The organism is Flavobacterium anseongense, assembly GCF_021608185.1.
GTDB lineage: Bacteria > Bacteroidota > Bacteroidia > Flavobacteriales > Flavobacteriaceae > Flavobacterium > Flavobacterium anseongense.
This window is the reverse complement of record NZ_JAKIHN010000038.1, coordinates 1-307: the sequence shown is the minus strand read 5'-3', so window position 1 is coordinate 307 and position 307 is coordinate 1. Positions and strand designations below refer to the sequence as shown.

General features: G+C 42.0%; 1 protein-coding gene. It reads left to right on the top strand.

What is annotated here, in order from left to right; translation table 11 throughout:
• A partial coding sequence (locus L1S35_RS13255; RefSeq protein WP_236401469.1) for a hypothetical protein occupies nt 1–307 on the top strand: 307 nt, incomplete at both ends.

Here is a 307-nt window from a genome sequence, read left to right as displayed (position 1 = left end):
CTTAGATGGTAATACAACTGTTTGCGAAACCAGCACTACTGCGATTAATTTGTTTAGTTTAATTTCTGGCGAACAAACAGGGGGTGTTTGGACAAGAACAGGACCGGGAACAGGTGGAACTTTTGATGCAACGGCGGGAACATTTACTCCAGCTGTCGGAGCTACCACTTCAACCTTCACCTATACTTTATCTGGAGTAGCTCCATGTATTACTGATACAAGTGTGGCTACAATAAATATTATTCCACAACCAATAGCTGGTTCAGATGGAGGAATTGTAATTTGTGCCTCTAGTGCTACACCAATA